Consider the following 14,498-nt stretch of genomic DNA (forward strand, 5'->3'; position numbering starts at 1 on the left):
CGGTCGTCCCTAGGCCACCCTCTCGTTGATTCCCGCGTAGTACCAGCTTGCCGGCGTGTCGTACCCCAGCGACTGGTGAATCCTGGCGTCGTTGTAGTAGCCCACGAACTCGGCGACGAGGCGCCCCAGCTCCTTGGGCGTCGAGTACTCGTGTGTCCTCAGCCACTCCGACTTCAGGGTCCTGAACCACCTCTCCATCAGCACGTTGTCCCTCCAGCGGGCCCTGCCGTCCATGCTCTGCGTGACGCGGTTCGATGCGAGGAGCGAGACGTAGACGTCCGAGCCGAAGACCGACCCCTGGTCGGAGTTCATGACGGAGGGTGTGCCGTGCTCGGCGAAGGCCCGCCGCACGCACCTGACGACATCCTCGGCCCGCATCGTGTCCGACAGCCTCCAGCCCACGATGTAGCGGCTGTGCCAGTCGATCACGGCGGTGAGGTACATGTGGTGGCCACCTATCTGGACGTAGGTGATGTCCGTCGACCACACCTGGTTGGGGAAGAGGATCTTCTTGCCTTTGAGCAGGTAGGGGAACCTCTTCGAGCGCTTGGATGGTTTGGAGAGCGAGGGAAGCGGGCAGCAGGGTCGTATGTTCATCTCGTGCATGAGGCTCGTCACGTGCCAGCGGGTGACGTCCTCGCCGTCCTTCCTGAGCTGCCTGGCGATCTTCCTCGCCCCGTACGCGGGGTTGTCCGCATGGATCCCGTCTATCTTTGCCATGAGGCGCTCGTCCTCCTCGGAGGTCTCCTTCTTCTCCCTGCGCTCGTAGTAGGTGGAGCTTCTAGGTACGCCCAGGAGCTCCGAGGCCCTCTTGCGGGTGATGCCGGCATGCTCACCCGCGGCCTCCCGGCACCTCTCCCGGGTCGTAGCCGCACTCGTCGCAAAACCGCTGGAGGAAGTCGCGCTCGACGGTGAGCTGGCCGATCGTCCTCAGCAGCTCGTCGTGCTCCTTTGCAGCGGCTTCCTCCCTGGCCTTCCTCTCGCGCTCCTGCTTGGTCTTGCCGAAGACGTCGGTGGCGCCCTCGTCGAGGAGCTGGTCCCTCCACTCGGCGGCGAGCGAGGGCGCTATCCCGTTCTCCGACGCCACCTGGGAGAGGGTCTTCTCGCCCTTGTAGACCTCAAGCGCGACCCTCATCTTGAACTTGGGGTCGTACTTCCTTCTCGTCGTCTTGCCCATGATTCCAAAGCCCTTCCGTGCCTTTCGGCACATCTTAGGGCTTTCGGTAGGCATGGCTCAAACGTGTCTAGATCTGGGCAGCCATATCACGGCAGGATCGGCGGCAACCTCAATCAGATTGCCCGGTATCTGAACGAATACGGCGTACCCTACAACACCCTTTCCGGCGAAGTACGCGCCGCCATATCCGACCTTGCCGTCCTCAAGTATGAAGTCCTCAAGAAAGTAGGTGACGCGGTTGGCAACACTCAAGCATATCAACTCTAAAAACGCCGACTACGGAGCCGCCGAGCAATATCTTCTCTTTAAGCATGACGAGTTTACCATGAAGCCCGTCCTTGATGAAACCGGCAGGCTTATCCCCCGCGAGGACTACCGGCTGTCCACGCTGAACTGCGACGGGGAGGATTTTGCCGTTGCGTGTATGCGGGCCAATCTCCGCTATCAGAAAAACCAGCGGCGGGAAGATGTGAAAAGCCACCACTACATCATCAGCTTTGACCCGCGGGACGGGCCGGACAACGGCCTGACCGTAGACCGGGCGCAGGCGTTGGGGGAACAATTCTGTAAAGAGCATTTTCCCGGCCACCAGGCCCTTGTCTGCACCCACCCGGACGGGCATAACCACAGCGGCAACATTCATGTGCATATCGTCATAAACAGCCTGCGGATTGAGGAAGTGCCGTTCCTGCCCTACATGGACAGGCCGGCCGATACGAAAGTCGGCTGCAAGCACCGATGTACCGACGCTGCCCTGCGCTACTTCAAATCCGAAGTCATGGAGATGTGCCACCGGGAGGGGCTTTATCAAATCGACCTCTTGAACGGCAGCAAGTAGCCTAACTTGTACGTACCGTCCGAGTTAGAGGGGTCCGCGGCGTCCCCGCGCAGCGCTTCGCCCGCGCGGCCCGGTGCGTCTCCTCCCAAACCGTCGACCCATGACGTGACGTCATGGGCCTCCTCGCGGGGGATCCCCCGCACCCCTATACTCGTACGTACCGCGCCAGGCACACAGCTCCCCGCCCCTTCCCCGGGAGGGCCATGGGCAGGTACGCCTCCAGGTTCGAGCTCAGGCTCGGCGATGACGACGAGCGGGCGCTGCGCGACGCCGCCGCGCGCTTCGGAATGGGCAGGGCCGAGCTCGTGCGCACCCTCGTGCGCTTGGCCGCCCAGTCGAACGTCTGTGACGCGGGCCAGGTGCTCGTGGACCCGCGGACCGCCGTGCGCATCGAGCGCGACGCGCGCTCGCTCGGCTACCTCCTGAACCAGTGCGCGCACGCCCTGAACGGCATCGCAAAGTCATGCCGCGAGCAGGAGGTCGACTCAGCATCGCTCGCTGAGGCCCTCGAGGGCGTGAGGTGGGACCTCGCCGCCGTCTCGGAGGGGGCGCAGGCAGTCCAGGAGGGCCTGGGGCGGCTCGCCGGTAGGCAGGTCCTGCGGGTGCGGCCGTGACGTACCTGAAGGCCATATCCGGTCACACCGGCACCGGCGGGATAAGGCGCTACCTCGAGAGGGGCGGCCGAGCGCTCGCCGTGGACCTCCTGAACCTGGGAGACCCCGCGCTCTGCGAGGACTGGGCGGCGGAGATGGACCGCACGCGGAGGCTCGCGGGCAACGACCGTGCCTGGGGAAGCAGGCGCGCCCGGACGTTCAAGCACTACGTCGTCTCCCCCTCCCCGGAGGACGGCGTCGGCCTGGACACGCTCAGGGAGCTCGCCACCGAGTGGGCGCGGCGGAGCTTCCCCGACCACGAGGTCGCGATCGTCTACCACGACGACAACGAGCACCACGTGCCCCACGCCCACGTCGTCGTCAACAACACCAACCTCGAGACCGGACGGAGGCTGCAGGACCCCGACCCCGGCGCCCTGAACGGGTCACTCCAGGAGGTCTCCCGCGGGCTCGGCCTCTCGCACTTCCGCGGCCGCGCGGGCGGCGGCCCAAGGACGGACGACCACACGCAGAGGCGCGCCGAGGGCAGGCAGGAGCGGGCGATCTCGGGGCGCGGCGCCTACTCGTGGGTCGCGGACATCCGCTCGCGCGTCGCCGTCGCCAGGGACACCTCCACGAGCGAGCGTGAGTTCCTGCGGGCCCTCGAGGGGCTCGGCGTGGTGGCGAGGCCCGCAAGCGCCAGGACGGGCGGCGGCTGGATCTACCAGCTCGCCGGCATGACGTCTCGTCAGGTGTCCGGCGCGAGGCTCGGCACCGCCTACACGAGGGAGGGCGTCCTGGCGCGCATGGCGTCTGCCGCCCTCCCGCATCGGGTAGCATTCGACGCCGTCGCGGCCGCGAGGGGCGCCGTCGAGGTGCGCGACCTCTCGGAGCTTGCGAGGGTCGCCTCCGCCGTCGAGGCGGTTCGGTCGAGGGGGCTCAGGAGCCTGCACGGCGTCGACGCGGCGATCGCGAGGGCGGAGGCCGAGGGGCGCGCCAAGGACGCAAGGCTCCTCTCGGACGCGCGGGAGTGCTGCGAGGAGCACGGGCTCCTTCCCGAGACGGCACACCATACCAGCGGAAACGCCAGGCCCTCGAAGCGCCACGCAAACAAGCGGCGGTCCTCCGCCGCGGGCGGCACACGCCACGCGGAGGGCGCGGGGCAGAGGCAGATGGAGGTCCGGAGGGACGACCGCGGCGAGAGGGGCGACTCAAGGTGAGGATCACGGTCTGGTACGAGGACGGCGGCCTCGAGGAGTTCGACACGACGGCGCTCACCACCGCCGGGGCGCTCGGTGCGCCGGACGCGATGACTGACGTGGCCGTCCGGCTCGTAGAGGGCGACGGCATGTGGGCCGAGCTCAGCTGGTACGACTCCGCATCCATCGGCGGCGGTGACGAGCAGCTCGCCCCCAGGCGCGCAGGCTGCAGGGCGCACCTGCTCTCGGAGGGCGAGCTCGCGCGCGTGAGGTCGTGCGACGTCGACGGCGCGCGCTGGCTCACGCGCGTGGGGCCGGACCTCGTCGACGAGCGCAGGCTCTCGGAGCTCCTCGCGCTCCTATACGAGCCGCCGGTCGAGGGGATGTCCCTCGCGAGGAGGTCCGTCTGGCTGCTCGGGCACCTCGCGGACGCGGACGATGGCCTCGGCATGGACGGCGCCCTCTCGCTCATGGGCATGACGCGGGCGAGCTACCAATTCCTGTCCCGACACGATGCTATCGTCCCGGACGAGGTGGGATAGCCGTCCGACAGGAGGTGGGCAACCATGGCAAGGAGACTGGTCAGGCTCGTGTTCTCGTTCTTCCGCTGGCTCTGCAGGGTCGTGCTTTTCTGGGTCTAGTCACGGATCCCCGATTCGTCATCCTCCGCTCGGCGTTGGCAAATTGGTCGTTCATAGGACCCGTTTTACGGCGATTTCGTAGAATTACAACGAAATTCGACTAAAATGGCCATGTCCGAGAACAATATTGACGAATGTCAAAGCAAACAGAAGGAGGGGGCGCTAATGGGGAACGCGAAGCTTTTATCGTTCAGGATTGCCAACTATCGGTCTTTCTACACGCCGCAGTCCTTCAATTTTTCAGATGGAGACGGACGGCCAAGGCCACTGACCGTAATCTATGGCCCAAACTCCAGCGGAAAATCGAACAGCGCATACGCCCTGCAAGACTTCAGGGCATGCATAGTGAACTCAGCAAGCGCCAACTGGCGTCTCCCATACATCCCGTTCATGCTGCGTCAGGGGGCAACGGGCAAGCCAACCGAGTTCGAGGCGGTATTCACTTTCGAGGGAAGACGTTACAGCTACTCCTTTGCATTTGTCTCCGAGCGGGTGATCGAGGAGACCCTGAGAGCAGAGTCCCCCAAGACAGGTCGCATGAACCTCGTCTTCCATCGTGGAGACAGGGGCGTTGACTCAAAGTCCGCAAGCAAGAACGGTTTTGGAAAGACGCTGCAAGAGAGAACGAGGCCCGAGACACTCCTCGTCACAAAGGCACATGAGGACAACAACCCCTTCTCGGCTGCCGTCTTTTCTCTCGTCGAATCCACCCCGATAATGCTGGATCGGGGTCCAGATCGCACGCCGCAATTCGTTGACATGCTCAAGGGAAATGAGGACCTGCGAGGAAAGATTCTCAAGCTCCTACGGGATTGCGACTTCACGATACGTGACATCGCGATTGGCGAAACGAGGTTCTCTGAAGACGACTTGTCGGCGATTCCCCTTCCAGCAGAAATCCGGCAGGCACTGGCCGCTAAGGGAGGCACGACCTTCAGCACGCTCCATGCAGTTCGCGATGACGAGTTGAGCATCGTTGGGATGGGGGCGATGGACTTCTGGTCTCTCGAGTCAAACGGCACAAGGAAGTTCTTCGAGATGGCCGTACCCATCGTTGACGCACTTGACAACGGATATACGCTGTACCTCGACGAATACGGTAGCTACCTCCATCCCAGCCTCGCGAAGGCGCTTGTCGCCCTTTTCAAGAGCGCGGAGAACAAGAGGGGCGCCTGCCTTATCGTGAACACGCAGGACACATCGCTCATGGGGGACGTCGCTGAGCGTGACGACATTCTCCTCGTTGACAAGAACATGGCAGAGGAGTCACGTGTCTCCTCGCTCAAGGACCGTGGTGCACGCACGACAGAGCCTCTGGAAGACCGGTACCTACGGGGGCTGTACGGTTCAGTTCCACGAGTTAGGACCAGGTAGATGGCGCCGAGGAGGCGGCAGAGACTGCCGCGCATCCTTCTAATCGTGTGCGAGGGAAAGACAGAGAAGGCGTACTTCGACATTCTCGGTGATATCTATCGGCCCCCACAGTTCGTCAAAGTCGTGGTCTATGGTCAGCAGGGACAACATTTGGCTCTAATCGACAAGGCTGTCGCAAAGCGGGACGAGTTGTGTAAAGAGTTGGAACTGTCAGAGGATGACGTTGAGTGCTGGGCCGCCTGCGATGAAGACCAGATGCCCTGCAGCTATTCTGAGCTCGTGCACTACGCGGAATCGCACGAAGTTCGGCTGGCGTTCTCCGCTCCACAGTTTGAGATGTATCTACTTCAGCATTTTGTGCAGTCCGGCTCCGTTGACAAAGTTGACGTATTCCGCCAGCTTACCCAATATCGGAATCGATACGGAGGCGAAGGGGACTACTGCGACGAGACGAAGTCGGACCTTACCTGGATGGCAAGGGCAATTGATGCCACTCCAAAGATTGTCAAGACCGCGATCACGAACTCCGACATCCGGGACCGCTCAACCAAGAGACCGTTCTTCACGGTTCAGGAGCTGTCTAAGCGCATACTTGAGCTGTCCAACTGGTGACTCGGAATTCTCATCATCGAAGTCTCCCAGGCAGTTGTCGTGTCTCTTCAAGCGATACGTCGCTCATGCTCAAAGACGCGTCTCTGGCATTCGTCGCCCTGCTCGCTAGCGACATCAGATCTGTGCGGGAGAAGCGGAGAGGTTGCCTACTTGATAGCTCTTCCTTACGAAGTCTTTCCCTCCTGTCCGTGACGAAGTCCGCAGCCTTTGACGCTTGCGTTGCGGCCTTCGCGAGCGCGGACGGGTCGTCGCGGATAGCGGTGAGCCACCCCTGCAGGTAGGCGGCATGGTTCTCGAGGAACGTCCTGCCCATGTCGGCGTTGGCGTAGGCGCCCATGTCCAGGCCCGCGTCCGCCGCGGCGAAGGCGGAGCCCAGCTCCGCCACGAGCTCCTCCCGCGCGTAGCCCTCCTCCGACCTCTCCACCTCGCGGCCGACCTCGCGCGCCGTCGAGTGGCACATCTCGTGCAGGAGCGTGCGAGCGAACGCGTCCATCGAGGTGAACTGCGTGCGGAGCGGCAGCGTGATCGTGTCGGTCGAGGGGCGGTAGTACGCCTCGTCGACGCGCTCCTCGCGGACCGGGCACCTCGATGACTCTATGAGCTCGTCCGCCACGCGCTCCACCTCGGCGTTCTCCGGGGCGTGCGCGCTCGGATCGTAGGGCTCGATCCCCTCCACCTGGGAGGCGTTGAACACGTGGTGGAGCCTCCCGCGGAGGAAGGCGTCCTTGAGCGTCTCCTCGGGGAGCCTCCCCGTGCGGACGAGCTGCTCGGCCCTCTGGAGGGTGACGACGCCGGAGCCCGGGACGCGCACGTACCAGCTCCAGAACTCCACCGTCGCCGGCGAGCGGGCGCCCCTCGCCACGTGCCAGCCGGCGTCCCTCGCCTGGTTGAACGTGCACCACCTGGGGTCGTCGAAGCCGTCCCTGCGCATCGCCGCCGCGAGCGAGAGCCTGTTCATGCCGCGGTATGTCCTTCCCGTGGCGGCGTTCACGGGCGACCAGCACCCCTTCCACTCCGCCGCCCATGCGAGCCCGCCTCGCTCCATCGCGGCGGAGATCTCCTCGACGACCTGGCGCCTCGCCTCCGCGATCGCCTCCCGGCTGCCCCCTGAGTCCCTTGCCATGAGAATCCCCCTGTCACGGTGGCAGGGCGGCCCCGTGGGACCGCCCTGCGCGTCTCGCCTATGCCCCGTCGGTGCCGTCGCCTGCGGATGCCGCCCTGCACAGCGCGAGCGCCATGAGGGCCGTCCCCGCGGCGGCCATCCCCGCGAAGAACCAGATGAGCGGGACGAACGGGTTACTCATCGCCGTCGCCTCCACCGAGCGGGTCCGGCCCCGTCGCGGGCCCTCGGCGGATCTCGATCCCGGCGTCCCCGTCCGCGTCGCGGCGTCCGCGGCGCCTGAGCGCGCGTGCGCCCGCGAGGGAGAGCCCCGCGGCGGAGCAGAGGCCGGCGATCGTCGCCAGGGGCGCGCCGGCGTCGCCCGTCTTGGGAAGCTGGCCACCGCCCTTGGTGGCCTTCTCCTCCTTGGGGGTCTCGGGCGGGGCCTCGGTGATGCTCACCGTCTGCCCCTCGTCCTCGAGGTCGGCGTGGGTGGCGACGGTCTTCCCATCGTGGGCGATGGTCTCGAAGGCAACCACGTCGTGCCCTGCGAGCGCGCTGCCGTCGAACTCGAACGTGACGTCGGTGCTGCCGGACTCGGCGTCCGCGGTGAAGGTGGCGCTGGCGGTGACGGGGCTGCCGTCGCTTCCCTTGACCCTCTCGCCCGTGGACTTGTCCATGAGCGTGCCCGTGACCGTGTACTCGCGGCCCTTGACGAGCCCGGACCACTCGACCCTGTCCGTGATGGCGACCTTGTCCGCGGCCGTGGCCTCGTGGTCGCCGTCCGCCGCGTCGGTCGCCGTGGTGTGGATGCCGGGCAGGCTCACCGTCTGCCCCTCGTCCTTCAGATTGGCGTGGGTGGCGACGACCTTGCCCGCGCGGGAGAGCTCCTCCGTGCAGACGAGCCTCCTCCCCTCGAGCCCGGTGCCGTCCACGTCGAAGGCGACCTCGACGGTGCCCTCGGAGGACTCGGGGGTGACGGTCGTCTCCGCCGTGGCGAGCTCCTTGCCCGTCTCGGCGTCGAGCAGGCGTCCCCTGACCCTGTACTCGGTCCCGGGGGTGACGTTGGAGTAGGAGACGGTGTCGGCGACGCGTTGGCCGGGAGCCGCGTCTATCACCTTGTCGCCGTCCGCCGCATCCCTCGCCGACGTCGTGACCTGGGGGAACGCCACGCTCTGCCCCTCGTCCGAGAGGTCGGCGTGCGTGGCGTACTCGTGGCCGTGGCGCGAGAGCTCCTCGAAGGCGACGACCGTGCGGCCCGCGAGGTCGGAGCCGTCGAACCTGAACGTGACGGTCGCCTTTCCGCTTGCCTCCTCGGGTGTGAGCTTCGTGGTTGCGGTGACCTTCTCGCCCTTCGCGTCCGTGACGGCCTCGCCGGTCTCGCGGTCCATGAGGGTGCCGGTGAGCTCGTACTCCTTCCCGGGCACGAGGCTCTGATACTCGACGGTGTCCGTGATGGTCACGTCGTCGTCGGCCGCCGCGTCGTGGGAGCCGTCCTCCGCGTCCGTCGCGGTGGTGCCGATCTTGGGGAACAGGACCGTCTGCCCCTCATCGTCGATGTCTGCGTGCGTGGCAACCACCTTCCCGCCCTGGCTGAGCTCCTCGAACGCCACGACGGAGTGGCCGGAGAGCCCGGTCGCGTCGAACTCGAAGGTGACCTTGGCCTTGCCCGTGGAGAGCTTGGGGGCCAGCTTCGCCGTGGCGGTGACGGCCTTGCCGTCCGCGCCGGTCACGGCCTTGCCGGTCTCGCGGTCCATGAGGGTTCCCGCGAGCTCGTACTCCTTCCCTGGCACGAGGTTCTCGTACTCGACCTCGTCGGTGAGCTCGACGCGCTCGGCGGCCTCGGCCAGGTGCTCGCCGCCCTCGCCGGTGAGGGTCGTGGCGATGCGCGGCCCCTGGTCGTCATCTACTGTTCCGAGGTTCACGGTGGTGGCGTCGCGCGTGACCCGCGCGGTCATGCTCACGAGGCGGAGCCCCTGGTTCGCGGCGCACGGGAGCTCCTCGACGAGGTACGTGTCGTAGGGCAGGGCGCCCTTGGAGTCGTCCGGGGCGGTCTGGGAGTCCGCGGTGCCGCTGAACCACACGCCCGCGGAGGCGTCCCAGGTCCCCTCGCCCGCCGAGTCGTTGGCGTTCGTGCGCGTGGTGTGGGCGGCCCAGGACGACGAGGTGCTGGCCTGGCCGTTCTCGTCGGTCACGATGATGTGGGACTCGCCCGTGGTGGCGGAGGTGATCCGGAACGGCACGCCCGCGAGGCGCGCCATGCTGCCGGACTCGGCCTTCACGAGCTCGAGGTCGCCGCGCCTGACCTGCTCGGCGACCGTGGGGGTGGCGTAGGTCGAGACGGTCTCGGCCGTGCCCTCGCCGGTCACGTGCACGACGTGGGTGGCGTCGTCCCCCAGGTATCCATCGGGTGCGGAGGTCTCGGTGATGGCGACCGTGCCCACCGGCACGCAGGCCTCGCCCCTGGAGTCGCGGTAGAGCGCGTCGCCCGTGGCGGACCCGAGGTCGGCGGTGCCGTCCTCGCGCGTGGTGACGGTCCAGGTGCGGGTGGCCTTCGCGGGGAGGCTCCCCTCGTCGTACTGCCCGTCGTAGTAGCGGACCTCGAAGGTGGCGCCCTTGAGCGTCGCGGCGCCCAGCGGGGACGCCTTGCCCGTCTCCGCGTCGGCCTTCGCGAGCACGATCCCCAGCGGGTTCACCTGCGGGGCGTCGGTCGCCGTGGCCTTGGTGGTCTTCCCCGCCTCCACTGTGAGGGGGATCACGTCGGTCGAGAGCGCGTAGTTCCTCGCGGGCTTGGTCTCCCTCGCCCAGTAGCTCCCGGCGCGCAGCCCCTGGGCGGAGCCGTGCCCGCTCGCGTCGGTGACGATCGTCGCGACCGCCTGGGTGCAGGCCTCGTCTGAGTAGACGGTGTAGGTCGCGCCCTCGAGCGAGTAGCTGCCGTTGGCGTCGGTCACCTCGTGGTTCGCGGACGACTTGGTGAGCTCGACGCCGCCCGTGGGGAGCACCTCGACGACGCTCTGGACCGTGCCGTTCGGCGAGTACCAGACCTTGCTCGCGCGGTCCCAGGCGCCCGCCTTGCCCGCGTGGGCGCGTGCGTCGGCGACCGCCGCCTCGATCTTGCCCGCGTCCGCGCGGCTCGCCCTTCCGCCGGCGCCGCTGTAGACGTTGCCCGACATCCTCCCGACGCTGTATGCGCCGCTGGAGAGGTCGACGTCCATGCTGCAGAGCATCCACACGGCCACGTTGATCGCCTGGTCGGGCCTCTCGAGGCCGATCGGGTTGCCAGGCGCCATGCTGTGTACCAGGTACGCCAGCGCGTGCGGGTCGGGCAGGATGCCCGTGGCCTCGCCCGTGTAGTCCCACCTGGTGAACGTCGTCCCCGTGGGGTTGTGCGCCTCGGGGCTGATGCAGAAGAGCTGGCTGCCGGAGTCGCTCCCGAACGAGAGGAAGCCCTCGCCGCCGTTGGTCTCCGTCGTCACCCTCATGGTCCCGGTCGAGGCGTACGCCACCGCGGGCGCCAGCGCGCCCAGGGCCTGGCTGAGCACGAGCGCGGCCGAGGCGATGGCCGCGACCACCCTCCGCGCGATCGTCCCCCTCGCCCTCTTCGTCACTCGTCCCATTGCCCGCGTCCTCCCTGCTCGCGTGCCTGCCTTGCGTCCCCCGCGATGCCGCGCGAGCCCTCCCGCGCCTCGCTCGCGCGCGCCCCCAGGGCCCGACCCTGCGAGTGCTCGCGCGCCCAGCGGCGCCGGCCCTCCACGATCGCGTCCCTGAGCTCGGCGGGGTCGACCCGCGCGCTCTCGCGCACGCGCCTCCCGTCCTCGCCGAGGACGGGGTTGCCCTCGGCGTCGAGGACCGAGCGGCGCAGCAGCACCTGCCGGTCGGCGGGGAGCGGCAGGTCGCGCCACCTCTCCCCGCGCAGCGCCGAGGGCCCCACCGACAGCGGCGTGAACTCCCAGCCGCCGTAGTCCGTCCCCCCGACGACCGTCCCGGAGGGGACGCGCGCCTGGTTGAACTCGCGCTCCTCCCCGGTCCTGCGGTCCGTGTAGCGGATGTGCTCCCGCACGAAGTTCTCGTGCAGGGTGACCACCACCCGGCCGTCCCTCTCTCCTTCCATTCCTTCCTCCTATCCTTCGGGCCCTCCCGGGCCGCCCTTTGGGAGCCTGTTCGCTACCCGCCGAGGGCGTCCCTGGCCCATGCCCCGCTCTTCGCGAGCGAGAGCACGAGCAGGACGCACATGGCGAGGTACTGGAGCGCGTAGCTGAGCCCGCCCACGACCGAGTCGACGGGCGTTCCGGTGCCGGCGCTCGCCGCGTTGAGCCCGCCGAGCACGACGGGGAACGCTATGAGGAGCAGCGTGATCACGAGGCCCGCGAGGCACACGGACGCGAACTGCCTGAGGTAGCCGACCCCCATCTGCCTGGTCTCGTCCAGGCCCAGCAGCGCCAGCGGTATGGGGCTGAGCGCCGCCATCACGTAGAGCTGGATCGCCCTTGCCCAGGTGACGACGAGGGCCACCACGTAGGCGACCACCACGACGAGCCAGCTGACGAGCGCGACGACGACCATCGCGAGGAGCGCCGCCACGTCGTCGTCCTCGGTCACGATCGAGACGGCCGAGAGGTCCATGGCCCCGCCCGTGCCGAACAGCGCCGTCACGCGGGTTATCGCGAGGCGCGCGACCTCGTAGAGGGCCCTCATGAGCTCGAACGAGTTCTGCACGAGGAAGAGGTTCACGGCGAAGAACACGAGCAGGAAAACGACCTCCCTGATGGCCGGGACGGAGGCGTTGCCGTCCATGCGCTGGGAGATGTGCACGAGCTGGGCCGTGAAGACCATGGAGAGGACCCCGCAGCCGATGGGCAGGACGGCCGCCTGCCAGGCGCCGCGCGCCATCTCGGCGAGCGTCGTTCCGCCCGCCGTGCCGAGCATCGACGAGAAGGGCTTGGAGAGCACGCCCTCCACCCCTATCGACGCGAGCACCCTCGCCTGGGCGGCGAAGATCCAGTTGCAGGTGTCGCGCAGGACCCCGCACATCCACGAGTTGATGTCGTCGGCTATCGAGGCGAAGGCCGGGTGCGGGACGAGGAGCGCGACGGCGAGCGCGAGCCCCGCGGCGGCGGCGAGCCGGAGCGCCCCCGCCCTCTTTGCGCCGCGCATGGCTAGCCCGTCACCGAGAACGCGCCGCCGGACCACTCCACCGAGACGACGGTCCTGCCGGGGTCGTCGCATGTGAAGGTCGCGGTCACGCGGTCCTCGTTCGTGTCGAGGAAGACCTCGCCGTCGAATGCGGCCTCCGACGCGCCGGGCACGTGCATCGAGACCCAGAGCTTGACCGCGGCGTCGAGCGCGGTCTCGTCCCCGCCCACGAGCGACAGGTACTCGTCGTCCACGCCCGTGACTCGGACCTCCCCGTCGGTCGGCGCCGGGACCCAGTCGAAGGCGACCCGCAGCTGCTCGCAGTGCAGCCTCGCGTCGTCCCCGTCGCCCGTGATGGTGGCGGTCGCCTGCACCACGGTGCCGTCCGCGCGGGTGATCGAGAGCTCGCAGCTCCCCGCGGAGTCCTCCGTCACGCGGTAGCTCGAGGTGTAGGTGTTCGTCCCGTCTGTCTCGACGATCCTGCCGCCGGACGCCGTGAGGCGCTCGGACGCGTCGTCGGCGCCCATCCACTCGCGGGACTCGAGCGCCGACGCGCACGACCCCGCCTCGCCCGTCTCGTCGGCGCTCCCTCCCGCGTCCGACCCGGCGGCGTCGGTCGCCGCCGCCTGCGTCGCGGTCGCCCCGGAGGTCCCGCCGTCCGTCGCCGACGCGCTTCTTGCCGCCGAGCACCGCACCAGTGAGGCCGCCACGAGGACGGCGGCAGCCCCCGCCGCCGCCATCGCCACGGCCCTCTTCCGTCTCTCCATGCTCCCTCTCCCTCCTAGTACCTGATCGCGCAGGTGAAGTAGCCGATGCCCGTGCCCACTCGCACGTGGTCGCCGGGCTTCGGCGCGTGTATGTACGAGTCGCCGCCTATGTAGATGGCGACGTGGCCCGGCTTCCAGAGGATGTCGCCGGGCTGCGCCTGCGAGAGCGGCACGCGCGTGCCGGCGGCCGCCTGGTCCTCCGAGTTGCGCGGGATCCGGATCCCCGCCTGCGCGTAGCACCACTGTGTGAGGCCCGAGCAGTCGAGCGCCCTGTAGGGCGTCGTCCCTCCCCAGACGTAGGGCGTGCCGATCTGCGTCTGCGCCGCGGCGACGATGGCGCCGCCCCCGGTGCCCGCGGTCCCGGCCGCCCGGAGGTCCGCCGCCGTCATGGAGTCGAACCTCCTGAGCCCGTAGGCGTCCATCGCGGACTTGAGCGACTCCACGTAGGAGGACGACGTGGCGTAGCCCGCCTCCTTGAGGCCCTCCGCCATGAGGTCGGAGTCGCGGGCCGCCACGGCCTGCCGGATCTTGGCGTTGTCGCGGTAGTTGGCCGCCTGCAGGAGCACGCGCGAGCGGAACCTGATGCAGTCCTCCGCGGACCTGAACCTCGTGAACGCGGCGGCGACGGTGACGCTCGCGCCGCCGTACTCCTCGCTCGTCTGCCACGACTCCTTCCCGGTGACCTCCGGGCAGGAGGCGAAGCTCGACGCCCACTTGATGCCGAAGAGGTTGTTGTCGCGGGTCGCGAGCCCGGATAGGTGGTCCCCGACGCCGGACTCGACGATGATCTGCGCGAGCGTGCACCCCGCGGGGTGCCCGTACTCGTCCTGGCACTCGAGCGCGGCGAGCACCATCGAGTAGGTGACGTAGGGCGGCAGGCCCTCCACCGAGCGGCGCGCCTCGTCCTCGTGCTCCCAGAACCCGAAGACGGACCCCAGCGCCTGCGAGACGAGGGTCGCGGCCAGCACGGCCGCGAGGATCCCGGCCACGGCCCCGGCGAGCGGCAGTGCCGCCCCGGACGCGGAGGCGGCCTTGCCGGCGGCGTCCCTGCGCGCGGGCGGTGCG

Annotated in this window: 16 protein-coding genes; 6 read left to right on the forward strand and 10 right to left on the reverse strand. The window is 68.1% G+C overall.

The genetic code is table 11. The features are described 5' to 3' along the window. Positions 1 to 9: 9 nt before the first annotated feature. Genes ACTQWE_RS08785 through ACTQWE_RS08795 form a run of 3 tightly spaced genes read right to left on the reverse strand, consistent with a single transcriptional unit; the run spans position 10 to position 1,429 of the window. The gene (locus ACTQWE_RS08785; protein WP_157692221.1) at positions 10 to 822 is read right to left on the reverse strand and encodes an IS3 family transposase; all 813 of its coding nucleotides are present in this window, start codon (positions 820 to 822) and stop codon (positions 10 to 12) included. Positions 823 to 832: 10 nt separating this feature from the next. Next, positions 833 to 1,177: a transposase gene (locus tag ACTQWE_RS08790; RefSeq protein WP_157692175.1), complete on the reverse strand. Its 345-nt coding sequence runs from the start codon at positions 1,175 to 1,177 to the stop codon at positions 833 to 835. Positions 1,178 to 1,234: 57 nt separating this feature from the next. Then, positions 1,235 to 1,429, reverse strand: coding sequence for a hypothetical protein (locus tag ACTQWE_RS08795; protein ID WP_441921588.1), 195 nt, complete (start codon positions 1,427 to 1,429; stop codon positions 1,235 to 1,237). Between ACTQWE_RS08795 and ACTQWE_RS08800 the strand changes: the two genes are divergently transcribed. The 6 genes from ACTQWE_RS08800 (at position 1,416) to ACTQWE_RS08825 (ending at position 6,434) form a co-directional block, all read left to right on the forward strand. Beyond that, positions 1,416 to 2,015, forward strand: a complete 600-nt coding sequence (locus ACTQWE_RS08800) for a relaxase/mobilization nuclease domain-containing protein (protein ID WP_441851341.1) — start codon at positions 1,416 to 1,418, stop codon at positions 2,013 to 2,015. The genes ACTQWE_RS08795 and ACTQWE_RS08800 overlap by 14 nt on opposite strands. A gap of 203 nt (positions 2,016 to 2,218) precedes the next feature. Beyond that, positions 2,219 to 2,629 carry a hypothetical protein gene (locus ACTQWE_RS08805; protein ID WP_441851339.1) on the forward strand — a complete coding sequence of 137 codons (411 nt, stop codon included), beginning with the start codon at positions 2,219 to 2,221 and terminating at the stop codon, positions 2,627 to 2,629. Next, on the forward strand, positions 2,626 to 3,828 hold the full coding sequence (locus ACTQWE_RS08810; protein WP_441921590.1) for a relaxase/mobilization nuclease domain-containing protein: 1,203 nt from the start codon (positions 2,626 to 2,628) through the stop codon (positions 3,826 to 3,828). Before ACTQWE_RS08805 ends, ACTQWE_RS08810 begins: the two co-directional genes overlap by 4 nt. After that, positions 3,825 to 4,349 (forward strand): hypothetical protein, encoded by a 525-nt coding sequence (locus tag ACTQWE_RS08815; RefSeq protein ID WP_441921592.1) that lies wholly within the window; start codon positions 3,825 to 3,827, stop codon positions 4,347 to 4,349. Before ACTQWE_RS08810 ends, ACTQWE_RS08815 begins: the two co-directional genes overlap by 4 nt. Positions 4,350 to 4,613: 264 nt before the next feature. Continuing rightward, on the forward strand, positions 4,614 to 5,822 hold the full coding sequence (locus tag ACTQWE_RS08820) for an AAA family ATPase (RefSeq protein ID WP_157692176.1): 1,209 nt from the start codon (positions 4,614 to 4,616) through the stop codon (positions 5,820 to 5,822). Further along, positions 5,823 to 6,434: an RloB family protein gene (locus tag ACTQWE_RS08825; RefSeq protein ID WP_090862553.1), complete on the forward strand. Its 612-nt coding sequence runs from the start codon at positions 5,823 to 5,825 to the stop codon at positions 6,432 to 6,434. It begins immediately after the preceding gene. A 13-nt stretch (positions 6,435 to 6,447) separates the two neighbouring features. On the opposite strand, the gene ACTQWE_RS08830 is transcribed toward ACTQWE_RS08825, so the two are convergent. The 7 genes from ACTQWE_RS08830 to ACTQWE_RS08860 all read right to left on the reverse strand — a co-directional run. Then, positions 6,448 to 7,557 (reverse strand): ArdC family protein, encoded by a 1,110-nt coding sequence (locus ACTQWE_RS08830; protein ID WP_090862556.1) that lies wholly within the window; start codon positions 7,555 to 7,557, stop codon positions 6,448 to 6,450. 58 nt (positions 7,558 to 7,615) lie between these two features. Beyond that, complete coding sequence (locus tag ACTQWE_RS08835; RefSeq protein WP_268233791.1) at positions 7,616 to 7,738, reverse strand: hypothetical protein; 123 nt, start codon at positions 7,736 to 7,738, stop codon at positions 7,616 to 7,618. Beyond that, positions 7,731 to 11,150, reverse strand: coding sequence for a VaFE repeat-containing surface-anchored protein (locus tag ACTQWE_RS08840; protein ID WP_441921594.1), 3,420 nt, complete (start codon positions 11,148 to 11,150; stop codon positions 7,731 to 7,733). Before ACTQWE_RS08840 ends, ACTQWE_RS08835 begins: the two co-directional genes overlap by 8 nt. After that, positions 11,138 to 11,644 (reverse strand): DNA gyrase, encoded by a 507-nt coding sequence (locus ACTQWE_RS08845; RefSeq protein ID WP_206109899.1) that lies wholly within the window; start codon positions 11,642 to 11,644, stop codon positions 11,138 to 11,140. The genes ACTQWE_RS08840 and ACTQWE_RS08845 overlap by 13 nt, the downstream gene beginning before the upstream one ends. Before the next feature lie 53 nt (positions 11,645 to 11,697). Then, positions 11,698 to 12,687 (reverse strand): conjugal transfer protein TrbL, encoded by a 990-nt coding sequence (locus tag ACTQWE_RS08850; RefSeq protein ID WP_059053502.1) that lies wholly within the window; start codon positions 12,685 to 12,687, stop codon positions 11,698 to 11,700. 2 nt (positions 12,688 to 12,689) lie between these two features. Next, complete coding sequence (locus ACTQWE_RS08855) at positions 12,690 to 13,433, reverse strand: hypothetical protein (RefSeq protein ID WP_441921596.1); 744 nt, start codon at positions 13,431 to 13,433, stop codon at positions 12,690 to 12,692. Positions 13,434 to 13,447: 14 nt separating this feature from the next. Next, positions 13,448 to 14,498 (reverse strand): NlpC/P60 family protein (locus tag ACTQWE_RS08860; RefSeq protein WP_441921598.1); only part of this gene is annotated, 1,051 nt, incomplete at its 5' end.

This window comes from Parafannyhessea sp. LCP19S3_B1, assembly GCF_052121955.1.
Lineage (GTDB): Bacteria > Actinomycetota > Coriobacteriia > Coriobacteriales > Atopobiaceae > Parafannyhessea.

What these genes read in the sequence shown, in the direction of transcription:
- ACTQWE_RS08790 (WP_157692175.1), bottom strand. Translation starts at nt 1,177, where the DNA reads ATGGGCAAGACGACGAGAAGGAAGTACGACCCCAAGTTCAAGATGAGG.
- ACTQWE_RS08805 (WP_441851339.1), top strand. Translation starts at nt 2,219, where the DNA reads ATGGGCAGGTACGCCTCCAGGTTCGAGCTCAGGCTCGGCGATGACGAC.
- ACTQWE_RS08820 (WP_157692176.1), top strand. Translation starts at nt 4,614, where the DNA reads ATGGGGAACGCGAAGCTTTTATCGTTCAGGATTGCCAACTATCGGTCT.
- ACTQWE_RS08825 (WP_090862553.1), top strand. Translation starts at nt 5,823, where the DNA reads ATGGCGCCGAGGAGGCGGCAGAGACTGCCGCGCATCCTTCTAATCGTG.
- ACTQWE_RS08830 (WP_090862556.1), bottom strand. Translation starts at nt 7,557, where the DNA reads ATGGCAAGGGACTCAGGGGGCAGCCGGGAGGCGATCGCGGAGGCGAGG.
- ACTQWE_RS08835 (WP_268233791.1), bottom strand. Translation starts at nt 7,738, where the DNA reads ATGAGTAACCCGTTCGTCCCGCTCATCTGGTTCTTCGCGGGGATGGCC.
- ACTQWE_RS08840 (WP_441921594.1), bottom strand. Translation starts at nt 11,150, where the DNA reads ATGGGACGAGTGACGAAGAGGGCGAGGGGGACGATCGCGCGGAGGGTG.
- ACTQWE_RS08845 (WP_206109899.1), bottom strand. Translation starts at nt 11,644, where the DNA reads ATGGAAGGAGAGAGGGACGGCCGGGTGGTGGTCACCCTGCACGAGAAC.
- ACTQWE_RS08850 (WP_059053502.1), bottom strand. Translation starts at nt 12,687, where the DNA reads ATGCGCGGCGCAAAGAGGGCGGGGGCGCTCCGGCTCGCCGCCGCCGCG.
- ACTQWE_RS08855 (WP_441921596.1), bottom strand. Translation starts at nt 13,433, where the DNA reads ATGGAGAGACGGAAGAGGGCCGTGGCGATGGCGGCGGCGGGGGCTGCC.